The 3,414-nt window shown below is 59.0% G+C and carries 5 protein-coding genes; 4 read left to right on the forward strand and 1 reads right to left on the reverse strand.

Features of this window, described 5'->3' with window-relative positions; all coding sequences use genetic code 11:
- Positions 1–173 precede the first annotated feature (173 nt).
- Positions 174–749 (forward strand): TetR/AcrR family transcriptional regulator, encoded by a 576-nt coding sequence (locus tag ACHFGA_RS01015; protein ID WP_394280620.1) that lies wholly within the window; start codon positions 174–176, stop codon positions 747–749.
- A gap of 23 nt (positions 750–772) precedes the next feature.
- A complete protein-coding gene (locus ACHFGA_RS01020) occupies positions 773–1,504 on the forward strand; it encodes a glutamine amidotransferase (RefSeq protein ID WP_394280621.1) in 732 nt (243 codons plus the stop codon).
- Here the strand turns inward: ACHFGA_RS01020 and ACHFGA_RS01025 are convergent.
- The gene (locus ACHFGA_RS01025) at positions 1,488–2,162 is read right to left on the reverse strand and encodes an NAD(P)-dependent oxidoreductase (RefSeq protein ID WP_394280622.1); all 675 of its coding nucleotides are present in this window, start codon (positions 2,160–2,162) and stop codon (positions 1,488–1,490) included. The genes ACHFGA_RS01020 and ACHFGA_RS01025 overlap by 17 nt on opposite strands.
- A gap of 113 nt (positions 2,163–2,275) precedes the next feature.
- Between ACHFGA_RS01025 and ACHFGA_RS01030 the strand changes: the two genes are divergently transcribed.
- Together ACHFGA_RS01030 and ACHFGA_RS01035 are read left to right on the forward strand one after the other, a co-directional pair.
- Complete coding sequence (locus ACHFGA_RS01030) at positions 2,276–2,545, forward strand: ACT domain-containing protein (RefSeq protein WP_394280623.1); 270 nt, start codon at positions 2,276–2,278, stop codon at positions 2,543–2,545.
- A 12-nt stretch (positions 2,546–2,557) separates the two neighbouring features.
- Positions 2,558–3,414: DUF711 family protein (locus ACHFGA_RS01035; protein ID WP_394280624.1), on the forward strand; the 857-nt coding region annotated here is incomplete at its 3' end.

Consider the following 3,414-nt stretch of genomic DNA (forward strand, 5'->3'; position numbering starts at 1 on the left):
GCCTTGCAGTACGTGCTGCGCAACATGGTGAAGTAATTCCCACCGGTGTGCTTGAAGGCAACACTGCATAAAGGGTAAAAGGGCCATGCTCACCCCAGAGCACGGCCCTTTTGCCTTTTCACTCCCCCATTTTCTTTTCCCCTGCGTTGCAGGTTTTTAGGAGGTCTCCCCTTATGCCGATTATCAGCGACAATGAGCTACAACGCCGCCGCGACGACATTCTCGTTGGCGCTCGCAAATGCTTCGCCGAGTTCGGCTATGAGGGAGCTACCGTTCGGCTGCTCGAGGAAGCCACGGGTAAATCCCGCGGCGCGATCTTCCACCACTTTGGCGATAAAGAAAGCCTCTTCCTCGCGGTTGCGGAAGAAGACGCACAGCGCCAGGCAGATGTCGTTGCGGAAGGCGGCCTGGTCGAGGTCATGCGCGATATGCTGCGCCACCCCGAGCGCTATGACTGGCTGGCCACGCGCCTTGAAATTGTGCGCAAGCTCCGATCAGACCCCGATTTCAAGGCCCGCTGGAAGGCGCACCAGGAAGTATTGGATCAGGCCGTCGCTAAGCGCCTGCAGAAGAATGCTGACCAGCAACGCATGCGCGACGATGTTCCCGTCGAGGCTCTGCACACTCTGCTGGAAACTTTCATGGATGGCTTCATCACCAGGCTTGCCAGCGGCGAGAGTACGGAGCATCTCGACGAAGTCCTCGATCTCGTGGAGCAGACAGTCCGAGGGCAGGTTAACACCGAATAGACCAAGCGGTATAGAATCTGTTCATGTCAAAAATCTTGTTGCTGTCGCTGCGCGACGGACCCCTAGGTAATAGCGTCGCCGCTGCAGAAGCTCGCGACGTCATGCAGGCCACAGGATTAACCAACGACACCCTAGTGCACCGCATCCTCGAATCCACCGAGCACGTAGTCGGTGACCTCACCGACATCAGTGGCGTCATCATCGGCGGTAGTTCACTCAACATCACAGACCCTGAGTGGTCGCTCTGGCAGCATCACGTGCACCAGCAGCTTGCTGAGCTTATCGACGGCCCCTTGCCCGTCTTCCTCATCTGTTATGGCACAAGCTGGCTCACCCACCACACCGGTGGTGCCGTGAGCCACGCCCACGCCGAAGACTCAGGTCCCACGGTGGTACGCCTGACCGACGCTGGGCGCGAAGACATTTTGCTGCAAGGCTTTCCCGGAGAGTTCACTTCGTTGACCGGTCACACGGAAAACGCAGAAACACCGTCCGGCGCCCTCGAGGTCCTCGCGACTGGGCCGTCCTGCCCAGTCCAACTCGTCCGCTACGGCGACCGAGTGTGGGCCAGCCAGTTCCACGCCGAAATGGATGCCCAGGCGATGAAGACTCGGATGGATTTTTATTACGACTACGGCTACTTTTCGCCTGCAGACTATGACACGATCGTCGCCGGGCTACCCTCCGTTGACACCACGTGGGCCAACTTCATTTTGCGCCGCTTCGTCGAGACGTGTTTTACAGCTCGATACTGAGAATCTCGTCCTCGCCATCGACGAAAGCCACAATACGTTGCTGCGGGTGATCCTCACGCAAGGCACATTCAGCGATCACCTCGGCCACGAGTTCCCGTGACGTCTGCTTGCCCTCGGCGGCACCGGGGGTATTCTCGACGACTTCAATGCCTGTCGCAGGGCCGTCGTGAAGTGCGGCCGGTGCCAGGATCGTGTACTCGATATCAGAGTCGACCAGTCTCCAGTCGACAGCCTTCTTGGACTCCACGTAGGCGTACCACGTTCCACCGTCGTCCTCGGCATTGTTATCCAAAGCGCCGACGTAGGACACCATGATCAGTCGCGGTGGCAGGTCCATGGATTCGAGTGCCTCAATCAGAGTGAGGGCACCATCGCGGTCCACGGAGTAAGTCACGTCCGCTCCCCCACGCCCACCGTTTCCAGCAGACCACAGCACTACGTCAAAGTCTTCAACGAGGGTGCCCCATTGCTTCGCTGTCAGTTCAGTCAGGTCTTGGACTAGTGCTGTCGCCCCGAGCGGTTCCACTTCGGCGCGTGATTCGTCGTTACGCACCATCGAGGTGATGTCTGCTCCAGCCTCACTCAGCATTTTCGTGGCGAGCCTGGCAATCTTGCCACGCCCGCCGATGATTAGTACTTTCTTTACGTCTGCTCTCATATACCTACGCTAGCGGAAAATTCTTGAAGCCGGGCTAATTGGCCACCAGCTGCCCCCGCTCGTGCTTGAGGGCAGTGGCAAGCAGAATAGCGTTGATAGCTACAATCATTCCCATGTACGCCATCATTACCGTGACCGGTGCAGATCACACCGGAATCATCGCAGCTGTCACCGCCGCCCTTGCAGAAAACGACGTCAACATTCTCGACGTGTCCCAGACCTTGATGGACAAATGGTTCACCATGATCTTGCGCGTCGAGCTTAACGACGATCGCATCGGCATCAAGGAACTGCAAGACCGCATGGACACTGTCGGCGAAGAGCAATCGCTGGTGATTCGCATCCAGTCCGAAGCTTTGTTCACCGCCGTCAACGAGATCTAGGAAGGCAAGGCTATGGAGCTGAAGTTTGCCAGCCACAGCATTCTCGACACGATCGAGATGATCGAGAAGTACCGCCTGGACATCCGTACCGTCACAATGGGCATTTCCTTGTTGGAATGTTCCCGCAGCTCGATGGAGGACACGGCCCAGGCCGTCTATGACCGCGTCACCACCCAGGCCGCCCGTCTCGTGGAGGTCTGCGAGGGCATCGAGACCGAGTTGGGCATCCCCATCGTGAATAAGCGGGTCTCAGTCACCCCCGTTTCACTGGTCACCGCTGGTTGCGAGGGCGATCCTGCACTCGTCGCTAAGGCGCTGGACCGCGCAGCACAAGAGATCGGCGTGAACTTTATCGGCGGCTACTCTGCCCTCGTCGAAAAGGGCGCCACCAGCGCAGAAAAGCGTCTGATCGATTCAATCCCGGAGGCCTTGTCGACGACGGACCTCGTCTGTGGCTCCGTGAACATCGCAACCTCGCGCGCCGGCATCAACATGAATGCGGTGGCGCGCATGGGCGAAGTGATCAAGGAAGCCGCGGAGCTCACCAAGGATGAGTCCTCGATCGCGTGCGCCAAGCTGGTCGTCTTCGCCAACGCAGTCGGTGATAACCCGTTCATGGCCGGCGCCTTCCACGGCGTCGAGGAGCCAGACTGCGTCGTTTCCGTCGGTGTATCCGGCCCTGGTGTCGTCGACCGCGCCTTGGGCAACCTCGAGGGCGCAAGCCTGAACGATGTCGCGGAGGAGATTAAGAAGGCCGCGTTCAAGATCACTCGCACGGGCCAGCTGGTGGGAACGATGGCGGCAGAACGCCTTGGCGTGCCTTTCGGCATCGTCGATCTGTCCCTGGCACCTACCGCAGAGATGGGCGA

The sequence above is a fragment of the Corynebacterium sp. genome, from assembly GCF_043426755.1.
Classification (GTDB): domain Bacteria; phylum Actinomycetota; class Actinomycetes; order Mycobacteriales; family Mycobacteriaceae; genus Corynebacterium.